The sequence below is a fragment of the Mesorhizobium sp. WSM3868 genome (assembly GCF_002294785.1).
Taxonomy (GTDB): domain Bacteria; phylum Pseudomonadota; class Alphaproteobacteria; order Rhizobiales; family Rhizobiaceae; genus Mesorhizobium.
Genome location: NZ_NSGB01000047.1, coordinates 1 through 1,715, shown reverse-complemented (window position 1 = coordinate 1,715; position 1,715 = coordinate 1). Strand labels below are relative to the sequence as shown.

Annotated in this window: 1 protein-coding gene; it reads left to right on the top strand. The window is 60.8% G+C overall.

What is annotated here, in order from left to right; genetic code table 11:
• Window positions 1-10: 10 nt before the first annotated feature.
• Window positions 11-1,672: an ABC transporter substrate-binding protein gene (locus tag CK221_RS29455; protein ID WP_095780273.1), complete on the top strand. Its 1,662-nt coding sequence runs from the start codon at window positions 11-13 to the stop codon at window positions 1,670-1,672.
• Window positions 1,673-1,715: the final 43 nt, after the last annotated feature.

Here is a 1,715-nt window from a genome sequence, read left to right as displayed (position 1 = left end):
GGTTAAACCCATGAGTAAGAACTATCGCATTCTCGACCTCCTCCGTCGCAACCGTTCGCCGCTTGAAAATCACCTGATCGATGGTCTCGTCGACGGCCGTGTCAGCCGCCGCGAGTTCGTGCGCCATGGCAGCCTGCTTGGTCTGTCGCTGCCTTTGCTTGGCCGCATCGGCATGGCAGCCGGTCTCGGTGGCATGCCTTCGCTCGCTCGCGCCCAGGGCGCGCCCGGCGCCACCATCCGCGTTGCCTACAATGTACCGTCGGGAGCCATAGACCCCGTCACCATTGCCGACACCGGCGGCATCATGCTCATTCAGCAGGTGGGCGAGTTCCTTTGCGTCGATGGCTCCGACCTGCTGCTGCGGCCTGCGCTGGCCGAAAGCTGGAAGCCGAACGACAAAGGCACGGTATGGACCTTCAAGCTTCGCACGGGCGTGAAGTTCCACAGCGGCGGCGAGATGAAGGCCGACGACGTGGTGGCGACCATCGACCGACTGGCCGACCCGGCCAATTCATCCAACGCGCTGTCCGTCTTCAAGGGCATCCTGCAGAAGGGTGCGACCAAGAAAGTTGATGACTACACCGTCGAGTTTCACCTTGACGCGCCGAACGGCAACTTCCCCTACATGGTGTCTTCGGACAATTACAATGCCATCATTCTGCCGGCCACCTACAAGGGTGACTTCGAGAAGAGCTTCGACGGCACCGGGCCGTTCAAGCTGGAAAAATACACGCCCAAGGTCGGCGCCTCCTTCGTGCGTAACGACGACTATTGGGGGCCGAAGGCATTGCCGGATCGCACCGAGTTCACCTTCTTCGACAACCGTCAGGCTCAGATTCTGGCGCTGCAGGGCGGCCAGGTCGACATCACCCCTATATCGGCTCTGTCCGGCATTGGCCTGCTCAACGATCCGAACTTCGATATCATCAGCCTGAAGTCGCCGGCGTGCCAGCAAGTGCACATGCGCTGCGACTCCGACCCGTTCAAGGACCCGCGCGTGCGCCGCGCCATCGCGCTCTCAATCGATCGCGACAAGCTGGTCGCCGGCCTGATGAAGGGGCGCGCATCGCTGGGCAATGACAGCCCGTTCGCACCGGTCTACCCTTCGACCGATACGAGCGTGCCGCAGCGCAAGCAGGACTTCGCGCAGGCCAAGCAGCTGATGGAAGCTGCAGGTGCCGGCAAGGGCTTCAAGGTGACGCTGACCGCCGTGCGCGTTGCTGAAATTCCCGAATACGCCCAGCTGATCCAGAATTGGGTCAAGGAGATCGGCATCGAGATCGAACTCAACATCCTCGACGCGGGTAGCTATTATGGAGACGCGGTGTTCGGCAAGTCGAACTGGCTGGATTCGGTGATGGGTATCACGGACTACGGCCACCGCGGCGTGCCGAACGTCTTGCTTTCCGCGCCGCTGAAGAGCGACGGCACCTGGAACGCCGCCCATTTCAAGAACAAGGATTACGACATGCTCGTGTCCAACTACATCGCGGCTATCGATCTGGAGGCGCAGAAGGCAACGGCGGGCAAGATCCAGAAGCTGCTGCTTGAGGAAACACCTATCATCTTCGGCTATTTCCTCGATTACCTGACGGCGACGGCGAAAGGCGTGACCGGGGTGCAGCCGAGTGCGGTTGCACAACTTTTCCTCGAAAAGGCCTCTAAGGCCTAAGCGAAAGGGAGAACCAATCCTCTACTAGCCAGCCGATCCAAGG

What these genes read in the sequence shown, in the direction of transcription:
- CK221_RS29455 (WP_095780273.1), top strand. Translation starts at nt 11, where the DNA reads ATGAGTAAGAACTATCGCATTCTCGACCTCCTCCGTCGCAACCGTTCG.